Genomic DNA, 15,891 nt, shown 5'->3' on the forward strand with positions numbered 1-15,891 from the left:
AGACAGCGCTCAGGCGCCGCCCAGCTCCGCATGGCGTGCGGCCAGCCGCCGCGCGCCGTGCTCGGTCAGCGAGCCGTGCAGCCGCAGCCGGGCCACGCCGCCGTCCGGGTAGATGTCGATCCGGACGTGGGTCACCGGCGGGGCCGCGTCCAGGAGGAAGCGATGGACCGTGTCGGGCTGGAGGCGGGTGCGGGGCAGGAGTTCGGTCCAGGCCGGGGCCGTGTGGTCGGTCGGGTCCGCGCCGGTTGTCGCGTCGAGGCCGTACAGCGCCGCCCAGCCCGGTGCGTTGCCCTTGTAGCAGCCGGTGTCGATCTCCACGGCGCGGATGGTCCCCTGGGCGGCGAGGCGGTAGCGGACCCAGTCGTGGCCGGTGTCCCGGCGGCGGCGGGTCTCCCAGCCCTCGTCCATCTTCTGGGAGCGGCCCGGCCCGATGGAGTTGGCGGGCGGGGAGTAGAAGCGGTCGGAGGCGTCCTCGGCCGCCCCTCCGTGCTCCAGCGCCACCAGGTCGAAGGTGCCGAGGGCGGTGAGCCACGCCGGGTCGGGGGCGGCCTCGCCGTGGACGCGGAGGCGGGCGATGCCGCCGTCGGGGTGCTGCTTGAGGCGGAGGTGGGTGAAGCGGCGGGAGGCGGGGACGGGGAAGCCGTTGGCCGCGTGGCCGCCGATCTGCGTACGGGGGACGAGCTCGGTCCATACGACGTCGTCGGCGAGGAGTTCCTCGGGGGACGGGGTGCCGTCCACGGCCGTCGCCTCGACGCTCACCGCCCGCGGGTAGTTGCCGCGGAAGTGAGCGGTGTCGACGACGATGCCGTGGATGGCCCCGGGCGCGCCGAGGCGGATCAGGGCCCAGTCGTGGTCGTCCTCGGCCGGATGCGGGGTGTCGGCCGAGGCCCCGCGCCGCCGCCGGGTCTCCCAGCCGTCCATGACCTTGCCCTTGTGGCCGAAGGACTCGGGGTCGAAGCGCGGCGCTTCGGGCTTCAGCAGGTTCTCGCGCTCGGCGAAGAACTCGTCGTTGGCCGCGATCACGCTTCCGCCGAGCCGTCGGTCGGCCAGGTCCACGAGGTGGGTGAAGGAGAGGTCGGCGGTCCGGTAGTCGGCGTACGGGTCGCCACCGCCGTACGGGGCGGCGTCGCCGGTGAAGCGGGGGATCGGCGCGGTCATGTGCGGGCCTGCCTTTCCATCGGCGTGGTCAATGTGCGGGGCTGCCTCTCCGTCGGCGCGGTCATGGGCGGGGCTGCCTTCCATCGGCGTGATCACGGGCGAGGCTGCCTCTCCGTCGGCGGGGTCAATGTGCGGGGCTGCCTTTCCAGGAGTCGGCCGGTGGGTTCCGTCGGCGTGCCATGGTCGGCGATCTTCCGGCCGCGCAGCCAGGTGGACCGTACGACGCCGTACAGCGTTCTGCCCGCGTAGGCGGTGACCTGGTTGCGGTGGTGGAGGGCGGCGGGGTCGACGGTGAAGGTCTCGTCGGGAGCGAGGACCGCGAAGTCGGCGTCGTGCCCGGCCTCGATGGCGCCCTTACGGTCGAGACCGACGAGCGCGGCGGGGCCGGTGGACATCCAGCGGGCCACGTCGTGGAGGGTGTGGCCGCGCCGCCGGGCGGCGGTCCAGACCGCGGGGAGCCCGAGCTGGAGCGAGGAGATGCCGCCCCAGGCCCGCCCGAAGTCGCCGACCTTGAGGTCGGCCGTACAGGGCGAGTGGTCGGAGACGACGCAGTCGATCTCCCCGGCCGCCAACCCCGCCCACAGTGCGTCCTGGTTGGCGGCCTCCCTGATGGGCGGACAGCATTTGAACTCCGTGGCGCCGTCGGGGACCTCCTCGGCGGTGAGGGTCAGGAAGTGCGGGCAGGTCTCCGCGGTGATCCGGACGCCCTTACGGCGGGCGTCGGCGATCAGCGGCAGGGCGTCGGCGGACGAGAGGTGCAGGACGTGGACGCGGGCGTCGAGCTCGTGGGCGAGGGCGATGAGGCCCGCGATGGCCTCGTTCTCGGCGGCGCGCGGGCGGGAGGCGAGGAAGTCGGCGTAGCGCGGGCCGGTGGGCGGCGGGGCGCCGTCGATGAGGCGGGCGTCCTCGGCGTGGACGATCAGCAGTCCGCCGAAGCCCGCGATCTCGCGGAGTGCGGTCCGGAGCTGGTCGGGGGCGAGCGGCGGGAATTCGTCCACGCCGGAGGGGAGCAGAAACGCCTTGAAGCCGAGGACGCCCGCGTCGTGCAGCGGCCGCAGTTCCGGGGCGTTCCCGGGCACGGCGCCGCCCCAGAACCCGATGTCGACATGGGCCGACCGCCGGGCGACGGCCCGTTTGATCTCCAGGGCCGGGACGGTGGTGGTCGGCGGGACGCTGTTGAGCGGCATGTCGACGAGGGTGGTGACACCGCCGGCCGCGGCGGCGCGGGTGGCGGAGCCGAACCCCTCCCATGCGGTGCGGCCGGGGTCGTTGACATGGACGTGGGTGTCGACGAGGCCGGGGAGCAGGACGTCGTCCCCGAGGTCTTCGAGGCGCGCCCCGGGCGGTACGGCGGTGTCGTACGGCAGGACGGCGGTGATCCTCCCCTCGGCGACGGACACGGCGACGGATGCCGCGCGCGGGCCGTCCGGGGTCATGACGCGGCGTGAGCGCAGCACCAGCTCGGGCCGTGAGCGCGGCACCAGCTCCGGTTCCCGCTCCGAACGCGCTTCCGGATCCAGGTCGAACACCGTCACCAACCTTTCGCTATGACGAATGCGTATTCCATTGAGTGCGGTAAGTCTTCCGAGTGCGGTAAGTCTTCACTTCGTCGCCGGGCGGGCCAAGACCCCACCCGTCGTGACCTGCGATGTGATCAGCGTCTGGGCCATCGCGCCGCCGACCCTGGCCTTCGCGGACCTCAGACCGTAGATACCCCCGGCGATGGCCAGTCCGAAGCACCAGGAGAACGGGGCGACGTCCGCGAAGAACTTGACCAGCGCGAGCACCGCGGAGACCGCGGCCGCGGGCACGAAGGCGATGACGGCCTCGGGGTTGAAGCCCCGGCGGTAGTAGTACGCCCCCGCCTCGTCCGCGCTGAACAGGGCGTCGACATCGATCCGGCCGCGCCGCACGAGGTAGTAGTCGACCAGCAGGATCGCGACGAGCGGGCCGAGGAAGGCGCCGAGGCCGCCCAGGAAGTACTGGATGACGACCGGGCTGGAGTACAGCTTCCACGGCATCACGACGATCGCGAGCACCGCCGTGACCATGCCGCCGCGCCGGAAGTCCAGGTGCTTGGGTGCGAGGTTGGCGAAGTCGTACGCCGGTGAGACGAAGTTCGCCACGACGTTGATCCCGATTGTGGCGATCATGAAGGACAGCGCGCCGGCCACCGTGACCACCGGGTTGTCGATCCGCGCGATGACATGGACCGGATCGGCGATCGCGGTGCCGAAGACCGAGATCGTGCCCGCCGTCATCAGCACGGAGACGACGGCGAAGGCGGTGAAGTTCACCGGCAGCCCCAGCAGATTGCCGCGTCGGTACGAGCGGTGATCCGGGGTGAAGCGGGCGAAGTCGGCGTAGTTGAGCACCAGGGTGAGGAAGGTGGCCACGGTCAGACTGACCGCGATCACGCTCTGGTGGAGCTGTTCGCCGCCGCTCAGCCCGGTCAGGCTGCGGGTGAGCGAGATGTCGCCGCCCGCCTTGACCACCAGCCATACGGCGAGCACGAGCATGACCAGCCAGACCACCGGGCCGGTGGCGAAGTCCTGCACCTTGCGGATGAACTCCATGCCCCGGGTCAGCAGCACCGCTTGGAGCAGCCACATCACCAGGAACGCGATCCAGCCCAGGGTCGACAGGCCCAGGATGGAGTTGTGGTCGTACGCCGCGAGCCCCGGCGCCAGCTGGACGCCGAGCAGGATGAGCGCCTCGGAGGCCAGCCAGGTCTGGATGCCGTACCAGGCGACCGCCATCACGGCTCGGATCAGCGCCGGGATATTGGCGCCGTACACCCCCCAGCTGGCCCGCGCCAGAACCGGGAAGGGCACTCCGGTGCGGTGGCCCGCGTGGCCCATGCGGTTCATGAGCCAGTGGACGATGGTGATGCCGGCGAGCAGGGACAGGAACACCTCCCAGGTGGGCAGCCCGAGGACGAACAGGCTCGCCGCGAAGGCGTAGTTGCTGATCGCGTGGGTGTCCGACATCCACAGGGCGAAGATGCTGTACGTCCCCCAGGTGCGTTCCTTCGCGGGCGCGAGGTCCTCGTTGTACAGACGGGGGTCGGGCGAACGGGGTGCTGTCATGGTGCCCTCCGAGGGGGTGGTGCGGTGCTGCCGTTGATGCCGTTGGAGCCCTTGGAGCCCTTGGAGCCGCCGATTCACCGGCTGTCGGGCCGGCGCCCGCTCAGGGGCCAGCCGGTGATGGTCTTGGGCCGGGGCGCGGCGAAGGCCCGCGCCTTGCTGGTGGAGAGGCCGAGTCCGACGAGCGCCTCGGCGAACTTCACGGCGGCGGCGACCCCGTCGACGACGGGCAGACCGCCCAGCGCCTTCGAGACCCGCTCCCGCAGCCCGGCCATGCCCCCGCAGCCCAGGCAGATCACCTCGGCACCGTCCCGCTCGACCGCCTCCCGCGCGGTCGCCACGATGACCTCGACGGTCCGCTCCCGGTCCGCCTCCAGCTCCAGTACACCCAGGCCGGTGCCGCGTACACCCGCGCAGCGTGCCAGCAGGCCCGCCGTGAGCAGCCGGTCCCGGATCTGCGGCACGGCCCGGTCGAGGGTGGTGACGACGCCGTAGGAATGGCCGAGCATCATGGCCATCTGGGCGGCGGACTCGGCGATGTCGAGGACCGGGACGTCGAGCAGCTCCTGCGCCCCCTCCCGCCCCGGCTCGCCGAACCCGGCCATGACCAGCGCGTCAAAGGGTTCGTCGAACGTCGTCAGCCGGTCCAGTACGGCGGCGGCGCTGAGATACCCCTCGAAGTGACCCTCGATCGATTCGGGGCCCCACAGCGGCTCGGCGGCCATGATGGTGGTGCCGGGGCTCGCACTGGCTTCGGCGAGGTCCCGGATGGCGGCGGTCATGGCGACTGTGGTGTTCGGATTCAGCACAAGGATGCGCATAGCACTCCCGCGACGACTCTCTGTTTCCATAGAATGGAATTTCCTTTTCGGGATGCAGAAATTAGTCAGGGTGGTCATCCTCGTCAATGGATCGGACAGAGATCGTTGACAAGCGGCTACTGGGAGGTCGCCGCGGACGGGTAGGCTGCCCGTGGCCGGTCGGCCGCGGCGTCCGACGCGTGTGCGAGGCCGGCGCCGCCCACTGTGAGCCGCCCACTGTGAAGGGAAAACGCCGACGTGCCGTCCGCCGAGTCCAAGACCAACACCACCACCGGTGGTGTCCAGTCCCTGGAGCGCGCCTTCGATCTGCTGGAGCGGATGGCCGACGCCGGGGGCGAGGTCGGACTGAGCGAGCTCTCCACCAGCAGCGGGCTGCCGCTGCCCACCATCCACCGCTTGATGCGCACCCTGGTGGCCTGCGGCTACGTCCGCCAGCAGCCCAACCGCCGCTACGCCCTGGGGCCCCGGCTGATCCGGCTCGGCGAGAGCTCGTCCCGGCTGCTGGGCACCTGGGCGCGGCCCTATCTGGCACGGCTGGTGGAGGAGACCGGCGAGACCGCGAACATGGCGCTGCTGGACGGCGATGAGGTGGTGTACGTCGCGCAGGTGCCCTCGCGCCACTCGATGCGGATGTTCACCGAGGTCGGGCGGCGGGTGCTGCCCCACACCACGGGCGTCGGCAAGGCACTGCTGGCGGACACGCCCCCCGAGGAGGTGCGCGCCCTCCTGGCCCGGACCGGCATGCCCGCGGCCACCGAGAAGACCATCACCACGCCGGACGGGTTCCTCGACGCGCTGCGGCAGGTCCACGAGCACGGCTACGCGGTGGACGACAACGAGCAGGAGATGGGCGTGCGCTGCCTCGCCGTCGCGGTGCCCGACTCCCCCGCCCCGGCGGCCATCTCCATCTCGGGCCCGGCGGGCCGGGTGACGGACGAGGCCACGGAACGGATCGTGCCGATCCTCAAGGAGGTCGCGGCCGAACTGTCGGGGGCGCTGGCCAGCACGGGGTCCGCCTGACGGCGGAGGGGCCGACGACGGCGCGCCACGCGAGCGGGCGGGGGCCCGCTGAGCCGCAGGCCGGGCGGGCGTGAGGTGGGCGCGGCTGGGCCACCACCGGGTGCGCCTGACGGCGGACGGGGCCGGGGGGCCGGACCGCCGCGGGGTGTCCGGGGGACCACGCGGCGGAGCCGCACAGCGATGCTTTCCCCTCCCCGCCCCTTCCCGTAACCAAGGGCTCCGCCCCTGGACCCCGAGGCCTGGGGCGGAGCCCCACCACGCGGCGGAGCCACATACCGACACCGCAGGGAGGGGGGAAGCCCCGATCCGGGACCTCGGGCGAACCCCCAGTCCGGGATCTGGGGCGGAGCCCCGGCCCGGGGCCTGGGACGGGAGCCCCCTGGGGTCCTGGGGCAAACCCCCGGCCCGAGATCTGGAGCGGACCCCCAGTCCGGGATCTGGGGCGGCCCCCGAGGTCTGGGGCGGAGCCCCGGCCCGGGGCCTGGGACGGGAGCCCCCCGGTCCTGGGGCGGAGCCCCGGGCCGGGATCTGGGGCTCCGCCCCAGTTTCGGGGTCTGGGGCGGAGCCCCAGTTTCGGGAAGGGGCGGGGAGGGGAGCAGCCCGCCGCAGGCGTCGCGATCTGCGGCGCACGCGGGGCCGCCGGGCCGGCCGGATCAGCCTCGCCCGTTGCCCGTTATCCGGTCGATCAGTCTCTCCCTATGCCCGTCCGGGGCACACTGCCGAATTGGTCGATCGCCGCGCGCACGCCCGTCAGGGCGGGGCCCAGCGCGCTGACCGAGCCCAGGGCGCCCGCGATGAGGAGCAGCGAGCGGCGCAGCCGGTGCAGCTCCGGGGCGCCGGTGCGGGCCATGGCGTCGAGCGCGGCCAGCTCGTCGTCCGCGATCGCCCGGTCGGGTAATTCCGCCGGGTGGGCGGCCAGATCGCGCCTGAGCCGGGCCACGGCACGGCGCAGTTCGGCCGCCCTCGGATCGTCCTCGGTGCCCGCCACTCGTCTGACTTCCACGACTGCGGCGCCCTCCACTGACAAGGCGCCGGGTTCACCCCAGAGCCTCGCGCCTTCGTTGGCCAATGGCCAACACTGCCCTTCTCCCCCTCGCGCCCTCTCGCACGAGCCTGCCCCCTCTCCCGCATGACCGCCCCAACCCTCCACCTCGCGTGGATTCGGACACAAGGGGCCGCGGATCAGTTAACGCCACTCAGCGCACGACGCGCTATACGGAGAGCGAAAATCAGACCGGCTGGGATGAAGCCCCCGCACCGGCCCGATGTGCGGTAAGCAGGGCCCATGGAACGTACGACGGAGGACTCCGCGCAGGTCGCCGGGATCGTACTGGCGGCCGGGGGCGGCCGGCGGCTGGGCGGGCACCCCAAGGCCCTTTTGACGCATCGGGGGCGGCCGCTGGTGGAGCACGCCGCGCACGCGCTGCGGGAGGGCGGCTGCGCCCCGGTGCACATCGTGCTGGGCGCCGCTGCGGGGACCGTACGGGCGCGGGCGCGGCTGGACGGGTACGTCCTGGTGGACAACCCCGACTGGGAGCAGGGCATGGGCTCCTCACTGCGGGCCGGGCTCGCCTCACTTGCCGGTACGGGCGCGAAAGCGGCGCTGGTCGCGCTGGTGGACCAGCCGGGGATCGGCGCCGAGGCGGTGGCGCGGGTGGTGGCCGCGTACCGCTCGCCCTCCTCCCTGGCGGCCGCCTCGTACGGCGCGGAGCGGGGGCATCCGGTGCTGTTCGGCGCGGACCGGTGGGCGGATGTCACGGCGAGTGCGGTGGGCGACCGGGGGGCACGCGCCTATCTGCGGGCGCACCAGTCCGCGATCACGCTCGTCGACTGCTCGGATATCGCCCGTACGGACGACATCGACACCCCCGAGGACTTGACACTGCTGGAATGAGGGGCGCCGACGGGCAGGGCAGCGGTTCAGACGAGTAAGGCAGCGGTTCAACAGAAGATTGAACTTCCACCATGAGAAAATTAGTATCCACAAAGCAGAGGTACCGCGAGGGTCCAGCCGAGACTCGCCCAAGGAGTGACAGCCCATGTCCGCACCAGCACCGTCCCCGCTGGCCATCGTCGACGCCGAACCGGTGGAGCGTCAGGGAGAGGTGCTGACCGACGCGGCCCTGGCCTTCCTGGCCGAGCTCCACCACCGCTTCACCCCGCGCCGGGACGAGCTGCTCGCGCGCCGCGCCGAGCGCCGCGCCGAGATCGCCCGCACCAGCACCCTGGACTTCCTCCCGGAGACCGCCCACATCCGGGACGACCCGGACTGGCGGGTCGCCCCGGCCCCGCCCGCGCTCGAGGACCGCCGGGTGGAGATCACCGGCCCCACCGACCGCAAGATGACCATCAACGCCCTCAACTCCGGCGCCAAGGTCTGGCTCGCGGACTTCGAGGACGCCTCCGCCCCGACGTGGGCGAATGTGATCGGCGGCCAACTGAATCTGATCGACGCCTATGAGCGCCGGATCGACTTCACCTCCCCCGAGGGCAAGAGCTACGCGCTGCGGCCCGACGACGCGCTGGCCACCGTCGTCACCCGGCCGCGCGGCTGGCACCTCGACGAGCGCCATCTGCGCTCCGCCGACGGCCGCCCCGTCCCCGGCGCCCTCGTGGACTTCGGGCTGTACTTCTTCCACAACGCCCGCCGTCTGCTCACGATGGGCAAGGGACCGTACTTCTACCTCCCCAAGACCGAGTCCCACCTCGAGGCCCGCCTCTGGAACGACGTCTTCGTCTTCGCGCAGGACCACCTCTCCGTTCCGCAAGGGACGATCCGCGCCACCGTTCTGATCGAGACGATCACGGCGGCGTACGAGATGGACGAGATCCTCTACGAGCTCCGCGACCACGCCTCCGGGCTCAACGCGGGCCGCTGGGACTACCTCTTCTCGATCGTGAAGAACTTCCGCGACGGCGGCCCCGGTTTCGTCCTGCCGGACCGCAACGCGGTCACGATGACCGCCCCGTTCATGCGCGCCTACACCGAACTGCTCGTCCGCACCTGCCACAAGCGCGGCGCGCACGCGATCGGCGGCATGGCGGCCTTCATCCCCTCGCGGCGCGACCCCGAGGTCAACGCCGTCGCGTTCGACAAGGTCAAGGCCGACAAGGACCGTGAGGCGGGCGACGGCTTCGACGGCTCCTGGGTCGCCCACCCCGATCTGGTCCCGGTGGCCCGCGCCTCCTTCGACGCGGTCCTCGGCGACCGGCCGCACCAGAAGGAGCGGCTGCGCGAGGACGTCCATGTCACCGCGGCCGAGCTGATCGACATCGCCTCGCTCGACGCCGCCCCCACCCACCAGGGCCTGCGCAACGCCGTCCAGGTCGGCATCCGCTACATCGAGGCGTGGCTGCGCGGCCTCGGCGCCGTCGCGATCTTCAATCTGATGGAGGACGCGGCCACCGCCGAGATCTCCCGCTCCCAGATCTGGCAGTGGGTCAACGCGGGGATCGTCTTCGAGAACGGCGAGAAGGCCACCGCCGATCGTGTCCGTAAGGTCGCCGCGGAGGAGCTGGCGGCGATCCGCGAGGAGGTCGGCGAGGACGCCTTCGCCGCGGGCAGGTGGAGCCAGGCGCACGATCTGCTGCTGAAGGTCGCGCTGGACGAGGACTACGCCGAGTTCCTGACGCTGCCCGCGTACGAACTGCTGGACTGACGCGGTCCGTTCAGACGGAGGAAGGGCCCCGGACCGCCACCGACGCGGTCCGGGGCCCTGGCCGTCGCTACGGCGTGTAGAGCTGGGCGCGCGGCACGATCTGCTGGGGCACGCTGGGGCTGGACCACAGCAGCTTCATATGGGCCTCACCGGTCTGCTCGGTGTACTCGATCCGGATGGCGTGCTTCGTACCGGCGCGCAGCGCGACGGTCGCCTTGTCGACCTGTGGACCGTGCGGGGTGGTGGCGTCGATGACCAGACGGCCGTCGATCCACACCCGCGCGGTGTCGTCGGAGACGGCCGAGAGCGTGTAGGTCTCGCTGTGCCGGGGCTGGAGATAGCCGGTCCAGCGGACGCCGAAGTGGTCGGCGGCGACGTCGGCGGCCGGGGAGCCGGCGAACCGCCAGGTGTGGTTGACGGTCGGGTCGGTCCGGGTGACGGCCGGCGGCCCGGTGAAGGTCTCATTGGCGAAGACCTCCTCCCGGAGCCCCTGGCCCTGCCCCTGAGGTGCGGCCGGGACCGGTTTCACCGTCAGCTCGATCACCGAGGCGATGTCGTCGGCCGGTCCGCCGGAGGGGGTGAGGTCGAAACCGTCGCCCGCCTTCGCCACCTCGACCCGCTGTCCGCTGCCCAGCACCCGGGCGCCCGTCACCGTGAACGGCGCCTTCGCGGTGAGGTGGAGCGGCTGACCGGCGGCGGGCCAGGAGGTGACGGACGCGTACAGCCGGTCGCCCGACCGGCTGACCGCGCCCCAGGACGGCTCGTCCACCAGCCCGGTGGCCCCGGCCCCGTACACCGCGCGGCCCTGGCCGGAGGTCCGCAGCCAGGAGCCGATCTCGCGCAGCCGGTCGACGGAGGGCTGGGGCACTCGGCCCAGTTTGTCGGGGCCGACGTTCAGCAGGTAGTTGCCGCCGCGGCCGGCGATGTCGAGGAGATTGCGGGTGAGGGTGGTGGGCGACTTCCAGTCCTGGTCGTACTTGGCGAAGCCCCAGTGGCCATTGAGGGTCATACAGCTCTCCCACAGCTGCCCGTCCACGGGCGCGTCCGGGATCTCCTGCTCGGGCGTTCCGTAGTCGCCGTCGACCACGCGCCGCTTGCCGACCCGGTTGTTGGTGATCAGATCGGGGTCGAGCCCGTGGAGATAGGACTGGAGCCGCTCACCGTCCTGGGCGGACCAGCGGTTGGTGGGGTTGTCCGCGTCCCATTCCCCGTCGAACCAGAGCAGCGCCGGATGGTAGCTGTCGACCAGCTCCTTGAGCTGGGCGTACATCCGCTTCTCATAGCGCGGGAAGGTGGCGGGGTCGGCGAAGTCGGGGTCGTGCCAGTCCCAGATCGAGTAGTAGAAGCCGAGTTTGATCCCGGCGGCGTCCGCGGCGGACTTCAACTCGGCCAGGATGTCGCGCCGTTGGTCGAAGGAGGAGTGGTCGCGCAGATTCCAGGTGTTCTGCTTGGTCGGCCACATCGCATAGCCGTCGTGGTGCTTGGAGGTGATGACGATATAGCGCTGTCCGGCGTCCTTGGCCGCCTTGACGACGGCCTTGGCGTCGAAGGACGAGGGGTTGAAGTCCTGGGCGGCGTCCTCGTACTCGCTCATCGGGATCTGACAGTTCCGCTTGATCCACTCCGCGTCGCGGCAGACGGTCCCGTCCGCCCGCCGGTATTCGCCCTCCAGCTGGGAGTAGGCGCCGAAGTGGATGAACATCCCGAAGCGGTCCTGCCGCCACCAGTCGGTGCGGGCGGAGGTGAAGGGATCGTCGGTCGCGTAGTCGGTCCCGGGTCCGGGTTCCCGTGCCGTGGGGGGTGCAGTGGGGGGCGCCGCGGTGGCGGCGGAAGGGCCGCTGAGGATCGTCGCCAGCACCATGCCGAGCAGAAGGCTGAGCGCTCGGAGGGGGATGACGGCCCGTCGTCTGGACGTACGCATGGCGGCTCCTGTGCTCGTGGATGGTCGGACAGGAGGGCTGGCCAGCCGCGTACGGGAACCTAGAACCGGAAAGATGGGATGTCAACGGGGCCCGAGCGGCCTGACGGGCCGCCGGTGACGGCCGTAAGGCGGGCATCCCAGCGACCCATCCGATGTATCGGCTGCGGCGTTCAGCCTTCTTCCGCGATACGGGCCAGGCGCCGCGCCTCGGTGCGCGCCTCCCGCGCGATCTCGTCCTCGTCCACGGTGAGCAGCCGGCCCGACTCCACCACCGGAGCGCCGTTCACCAGGGACAGGGTCACCGGGGCCGGGGCGCCGAGGACGAGGGCCGCGACCGGGTCGGCGATGGACGAGTGGCCGAGGCCGTCCAGCTTCCACAGCACCAGGTCGGCCAGTTTGCCCGGCTCCAGCGAGCCGATCTCCTCCTGGCGGCCGAGCACCCGAGCACCGCCATGGGTGCCCAGGCGCAGCGCCTGACGCACGTTCAGCGCCTTCTCACGGTGGCCGCCGAGCCGGTTGATCAGCAGCGCGTTGCGCAGTTCGGTGTGGAGCTCACCGGATTCGTTGGAGGCGGTGCCGTCCACGCCGAGGCCGACCGGTACGCCCGCGGCGAGCAGATCGGGTACGCGGGCGATCCCGGCGGCGAGCCGGGCGTTGGACGACGGGCAGTGGGCCACCCCGGTGCCGGTGCGGGCGAACGCCCGGATGTCGGTGTCGTTCATATGGACGCAGTGGGCCATCCACACGTCCTCGCCCAGCCAGCCGGTGGATTCGAAGTAGTCGGTCGGCCCCATCCCGAACCGCTCATGGCAGAACTTCTCCTCCTCCACCGTCTCCGAGCCGTGGGTGTGCAGCCGTACGCCCTTGCGGCGGGCGAGCGTCGCGGACTCGCGGAGCAGTTCGGTGGAGACGGAGAAGGGCGAGCAGGGCGCGGCCGCGATCCGCAGCATGGCGTCGAACGCCGGGTCGTGGTGGGTGTCGATGGCCTCCTCGGTGGCGGCCAGCGCGTCCTCCGTGGACTCCACGGCGAAGTCCGGCGGCAGTCCGCCGTCGGAGGTGCCGAGGTCCATGGAGCCGCGGGCGGCGGTGAACCGCACCCCCAGCTCGCGGGCCGCGCGGATCTCGGCGCCCAGCAGATCGCCGCCGCCGCGCGGAAAGACATAGTGGTGGTCCATGGCGGTGGTGACCCCGCCGCGCACCATCATCGCGAGCGAGCCGCGGGCCGCCGCGTGGACCATCGGCTCGTCGATCCGCGCCCAGACGGGGTAGAGCGCGACCAGCCAGTCGAAGAGGTTGCTGTCCTGGGCCAGGCCGCGGGTGAGCCACTGGTAGAAGTGATGATGGGTGTTGACCAGGCCCGGGGTCACCAGATGCCCCGTGCCGTCGACCCGGCGGACGACGTCCGCCAGCCCCTCCGGCGCGCGCCCCTCGCCCACCGACTCGATGCGGTGGCCCGCCACGACGACATGGCCGGAGGCGTACTCGGTGTCGTGGGCGTCCACGGTGGCGACGGCGCAGTTCTCGATGACGACGCGGTTCACGGAGCGTGGCCCTTCCGTCAGATGGTCAAGGGGGATCCGGTCAGTCGGTGGGGATCCGGGGCTCGGCGCCGTCCCGCAGCACGGTGGCCTCGATGAGCCCGTACGGCCGGTCGGCGGCGAAGTAGACCTCGTTGTCGTTGGTGAGGCCGAAGGGTTCCAGATCGACCAGGAAGTGATGCTTGTTGGGCAGTGAGAGGCGTATCTCGTCGATCTCGGGGCGGTGCTCGATCACCCGCGCGCCCATCTGATAGAGCGTCTGCTGGAGCGAGTACGAGTAGGTTCCGGCGAACGCGCTCAGCAGATGGCCGCGCGCCTCGGTGTGGCCGTGGTCCCAGTCCGGCATCGGCCGGGCGTCCTCGCTCCAGCCGTAGCGCCAGCGGGCGCGCACATCGGTGGCGAGGATCCGGTCGCGCGCCTCCGGGAGCGTGGTGTACCGGTCCTTCACATAGCCCCAGAACTCGGAGTCCGTGGTGTTCAGGACGGTGAGGCCGGTGAGCCCGGAGACCACCTCCCAGCGCTCGCCGTCGAAGGTGATCTGGGCGGTGCGGACCTCCTGGCCACGGCGGACGAAGGAGTGCTCGGCGCTCCCGGCCGTCCCGATCCGCTCCCAGGCGTACTCCTCCACGCGGACGCGGGCGCGGTGGATCGGCTCCTGGCTGGTGACGAAGTGGCGGGCCAGCCGGATGCCGAACTCCTCGGCCGTGTCGATGCCGTGTTCCTTGGCGAAGGCGTACACGGTGTTCTTGGCGGTGTCGGTCGGCAGGACGTTGGCGTTGCCGCCGGAGAGGTGGACCTCCTCCATCTCTCCGGAGAGCGCCACCGAGACGTTGAGGTCCTTCAGGTGGTGCACGGCGCCGTCGCGCACCACCCGGACGACACGGGTTTCGGCTTTGCCGTAACTGTTCGGGCCGAGCGTGGGCATCGGTGCTAGCTCCCTCGGTAGACGGAGTAGCCGAACGGGGTGAGCAGCAGCGGTACGTGGTAGTGCTCACCCGGCTCGACGGCGAAGGCGACCGCGACCTCCGGGAAGAAGGCGTGGGTCAGATACGGCCCGGTCTCGAAGCGCAGCCGTGCGTGGGTGGTGCCCTCGGGGAGGGCGGGCAGGTCCCCGCAGCGCCCGTCGGCGTCGGTGAGCGAGTCGGCGTGCGCCGTCCACTCCGTGCCGGGCCCGGAGCGGACGGACAGTTCGACGACCACGCCCACGGCGGGGCGGCCGATACTGGTGTCCAGGATGTGGGTGGACACCGAGGTGGCACCGCTCGTCATCACCGCTCTCCTTCCGCCGGGGCCCGCGGGGCCTCCAGGGTTTCCGCCCGGGGTTCCGCCCGGGATTCCGCCCGGGATTCCGCCCGGGATTCCGCCCGGGATTCCGTCAGCCGGGTCAGCCGGATGCGGTTGATCTTTCCCAGTTCGGTGCGGACGATGTCGCGCTCGGTGTCGGCGTCGTGGTGGATCCGCTCGCGCAGCGCGGCCAGCATCTCCTCGCCGGTGCGGCCGGTGGCGCAGATCAGGAAGACATGGCCGTGGCGCTCCTGGTACGCGAGGTTCAGCTCCAGCAGCTCCGCGCGCTCCGCGTCCCGTACCCCGCTCTGCTCCCGCGCCGACGCGGCGTCGCCCGGTGCCGGGCGTCCGATGGGCGGATGCGCGGCCATCGCCTCGGCCAGGTCGGCGGCGGTCAGCCCGGCCGTGGCCGCGTCCGAGGCGTCGAGCAGCTCCCCGACCGTCGCGTACGGCCGCCCGGCCGCCACCGCCGCGCCCCAGGCCCGGCCGGCGCACACCGCGCGCAGCAGCGCGGCGGCGTCCCGGTCGGCCACCGCGTTGAACCGGGCCAGCCCCGGCGGTGCACTGGAAGTCACTCTCGCAAGCTAGGAGGCTCCCGCGCCGGGCGTCAACACTTTGTTGAAAAATCCGCGTAACGACGAGGAATGATCAATCCCCGCCCTTCTCCCGGTTGAGGTAGTTGTAGACGGTGAAGCGGCTGACCCCGAGGGCCCCGGCGACCGTCTCGACCCCATGGCGCACCGAGAACGCGCCGCGCTGCTCGAGCTGGCGGACCACGGACTGCTTGGTCTTGCGGTCCAGGGCCGAGAGCGGTACGCCGTAGCGGCGCTGGAGGTCGGCGAGGATGCGGTCGAGTGAGTCCGACAGATGCGGCAGCCTTACGGCGACCACCGGACGGCCCTCCCAGGAGAGCACCACATCGTCGCCCCGGGCCCGGTCGGGGGCGATCATCTCGCCGCCCATGGCGTCGACGAGCGGCTTCACCGCGGCGGCGAAGGGGTGGTCGGCCGGTACGCTCACGCCTCGGCCTCCCCGAGGACGCTGACCTGGAGCGAGATGCGGGTGGCACCGGCCTCGAGGGAGCTGCGCAGCAGCCGGTCGACGGCCTCGAGCACCGCCTCGGCCCCGCCCTCGGCCGTGTTGCCGAAGGGGCCGACGTCCACGGCGTCCAGCGGGGCGGCCTGGACGGTCTCGCGGGCGGTCACGGCGTGCGGCGGCACCTCGTCGAGGTCGAACGGTTCGGTGGTGAACTCAACCCTCAATCTCACGCCGCCAACCTACTGCGTCCCGCCCTAACACGGCGCCCCCGCCGCGGGGGACAGAACGCCCAAGTCCCTCCCCGCGGCCGCCCGCTTCGGGGAGCATGGACCGATACCGCGTCCGCCTTCCGCCCACGGAGCGTCC

Annotated in this window: 14 protein-coding genes and 1 pseudogene; 3 read left to right on the forward strand and 12 right to left on the reverse strand. The window is 71.8% G+C overall.

Annotation, left to right across the window (positions count from 1 at the left end; genetic code table 11):
- Positions 1 to 9: 9 nt before the first annotated feature.
- The 4 genes from alc to JK364_RS45545 all read right to left on the reverse strand — a co-directional run bounded on the left by alc (position 10) and on the right by JK364_RS45545 (position 5,065).
- A complete protein-coding gene (gene alc, locus JK364_RS45530) occupies positions 10 to 1,158 on the reverse strand; it encodes an allantoicase (protein WP_201857329.1) in 1,149 nt (382 codons plus the stop codon).
- Positions 1,159 to 1,250: 92 nt separating this feature from the next.
- Positions 1,251 to 2,639 (reverse strand): allantoinase AllB, encoded by a 1,389-nt coding sequence (gene allB, locus JK364_RS45535; protein WP_201857370.1) that lies wholly within the window; start codon positions 2,637 to 2,639, stop codon positions 1,251 to 1,253.
- A 120-nt stretch (positions 2,640 to 2,759) separates the two neighbouring features.
- Positions 2,760 to 4,247 (reverse strand): NCS1 family nucleobase:cation symporter-1, encoded by a 1,488-nt coding sequence (locus JK364_RS45540; RefSeq protein ID WP_201857330.1) that lies wholly within the window; start codon positions 4,245 to 4,247, stop codon positions 2,760 to 2,762.
- Positions 4,248 to 4,321: 74 nt separating this feature from the next.
- The gene (locus JK364_RS45545; protein ID WP_201857331.1) at positions 4,322 to 5,065 is read right to left on the reverse strand and encodes an aspartate/glutamate racemase family protein; all 744 of its coding nucleotides are present in this window, start codon (positions 5,063 to 5,065) and stop codon (positions 4,322 to 4,324) included.
- 237 nt (positions 5,066 to 5,302) lie between these two features.
- Between JK364_RS45545 and JK364_RS45550 the strand changes: the two genes are divergently transcribed.
- A complete protein-coding gene (locus JK364_RS45550) occupies positions 5,303 to 6,085 on the forward strand; it encodes an IclR family transcriptional regulator (RefSeq protein WP_201857332.1) in 783 nt (260 codons plus the stop codon).
- Between the two features lie 685 nt (positions 6,086 to 6,770).
- Here JK364_RS45550 and JK364_RS45555 read toward each other — a convergent pair.
- A complete protein-coding gene (locus JK364_RS45555; RefSeq protein WP_037949307.1) occupies positions 6,771 to 7,088 on the reverse strand; it encodes a DUF5955 family protein in 318 nt (105 codons plus the stop codon).
- 282 nt (positions 7,089 to 7,370) lie between these two features.
- On the opposite strand from JK364_RS45555, the gene JK364_RS45560 reads away from it, so the two are divergent.
- Together JK364_RS45560 and aceB are read left to right on the forward strand one after the other, a co-directional pair.
- A complete protein-coding gene (locus tag JK364_RS45560) occupies positions 7,371 to 7,979 on the forward strand; it encodes a nucleotidyltransferase family protein (protein ID WP_201857333.1) in 609 nt (202 codons plus the stop codon).
- Between the two features lie 145 nt (positions 7,980 to 8,124).
- The gene (gene aceB / locus JK364_RS45565) at positions 8,125 to 9,744 is read left to right on the forward strand and encodes a malate synthase A (RefSeq protein ID WP_201857334.1); all 1,620 of its coding nucleotides are present in this window, start codon (positions 8,125 to 8,127) and stop codon (positions 9,742 to 9,744) included.
- A 67-nt stretch (positions 9,745 to 9,811) separates the two neighbouring features.
- On the opposite strand, the gene JK364_RS45570 is transcribed toward aceB, so the two are convergent.
- From JK364_RS45570 to JK364_RS45600, 7 genes and pseudogenes are all read right to left on the reverse strand, one after another.
- Positions 9,812 to 11,665 (reverse strand): alpha-L-fucosidase, encoded by a 1,854-nt coding sequence (locus JK364_RS45570; RefSeq protein WP_201857335.1) that lies wholly within the window; start codon positions 11,663 to 11,665, stop codon positions 9,812 to 9,814.
- 170 nt (positions 11,666 to 11,835) lie between these two features.
- Entirely contained in the window at positions 11,836 to 13,206 is a 1,371-nt protein-coding gene (locus tag JK364_RS45575) for an 8-oxoguanine deaminase (RefSeq protein WP_201857336.1), read from the reverse strand.
- Positions 13,207 to 13,246: 40 nt separating this feature from the next.
- Positions 13,247 to 14,128, reverse strand: coding sequence for a factor-independent urate hydroxylase (pucL, locus tag JK364_RS45580; protein WP_201857337.1), 882 nt, complete (start codon positions 14,126 to 14,128; stop codon positions 13,247 to 13,249).
- A 5-nt stretch (positions 14,129 to 14,133) separates the two neighbouring features.
- Positions 14,134 to 14,472, reverse strand: a complete 339-nt coding sequence (gene uraH, locus JK364_RS45585) for a hydroxyisourate hydrolase (protein ID WP_201857338.1) — start codon at positions 14,470 to 14,472, stop codon at positions 14,134 to 14,136.
- 92 nt (positions 14,473 to 14,564) lie between these two features.
- Positions 14,565 to 15,062: pseudogene (gene uraD, locus JK364_RS45590) on the reverse strand (2-oxo-4-hydroxy-4-carboxy-5-ureidoimidazoline decarboxylase); the annotation flags it as partial.
- Between the two features lie 73 nt (positions 15,063 to 15,135).
- Positions 15,136 to 15,507, reverse strand: a complete 372-nt coding sequence (locus JK364_RS45595; RefSeq protein ID WP_201857340.1) for a helix-turn-helix domain-containing protein — start codon at positions 15,505 to 15,507, stop codon at positions 15,136 to 15,138.
- Positions 15,504 to 15,755 carry a hypothetical protein gene (locus JK364_RS45600; protein ID WP_201857341.1) on the reverse strand — a complete coding sequence of 84 codons (252 nt, stop codon included), beginning with the start codon at positions 15,753 to 15,755 and terminating at the stop codon, positions 15,504 to 15,506. The genes JK364_RS45595 and JK364_RS45600 overlap by 4 nt, the downstream gene beginning before the upstream one ends.
- Between the last annotated feature and the right edge of the window lie 136 nt (positions 15,756 to 15,891).

Origin of the sequence: Streptomyces endocoffeicus, from assembly GCF_016741935.1 — a bacterium.
GTDB classification, from domain to species: Bacteria; Actinomycetota; Actinomycetes; order Streptomycetales; family Streptomycetaceae; genus Streptomyces; species Streptomyces endocoffeicus.

Bases quoted from the DNA above. Each gene is read 5' to 3' on its own strand.
- JK364_RS45560 (WP_201857333.1), top strand. From the start codon at position 7,371: ATGGAACGTACGACGGAGGACTCCGCGCAGGTCGCCGGGATCGTACTG.
- pucL (WP_201857337.1), bottom strand. From the start codon at position 14,128: ATGCCCACGCTCGGCCCGAACAGTTACGGCAAAGCCGAAACCCGTGTC.
- JK364_RS45540 (WP_201857330.1), bottom strand. From the start codon at position 4,247: ATGACAGCACCCCGTTCGCCCGACCCCCGTCTGTACAACGAGGACCTC.
- aceB (WP_201857334.1), top strand. From the start codon at position 8,125: ATGTCCGCACCAGCACCGTCCCCGCTGGCCATCGTCGACGCCGAACCG.
- JK364_RS45570 (WP_201857335.1), bottom strand. From the start codon at position 11,665: ATGCGTACGTCCAGACGACGGGCCGTCATCCCCCTCCGAGCGCTCAGC.
- uraH (WP_201857338.1), bottom strand. From the start codon at position 14,472: ATGACGAGCGGTGCCACCTCGGTGTCCACCCACATCCTGGACACCAGT.
- alc (WP_201857329.1), bottom strand. From the start codon at position 1,158: ATGACCGCGCCGATCCCCCGCTTCACCGGCGACGCCGCCCCGTACGGC.
- JK364_RS45545 (WP_201857331.1), bottom strand. From the start codon at position 5,065: ATGCGCATCCTTGTGCTGAATCCGAACACCACAGTCGCCATGACCGCC.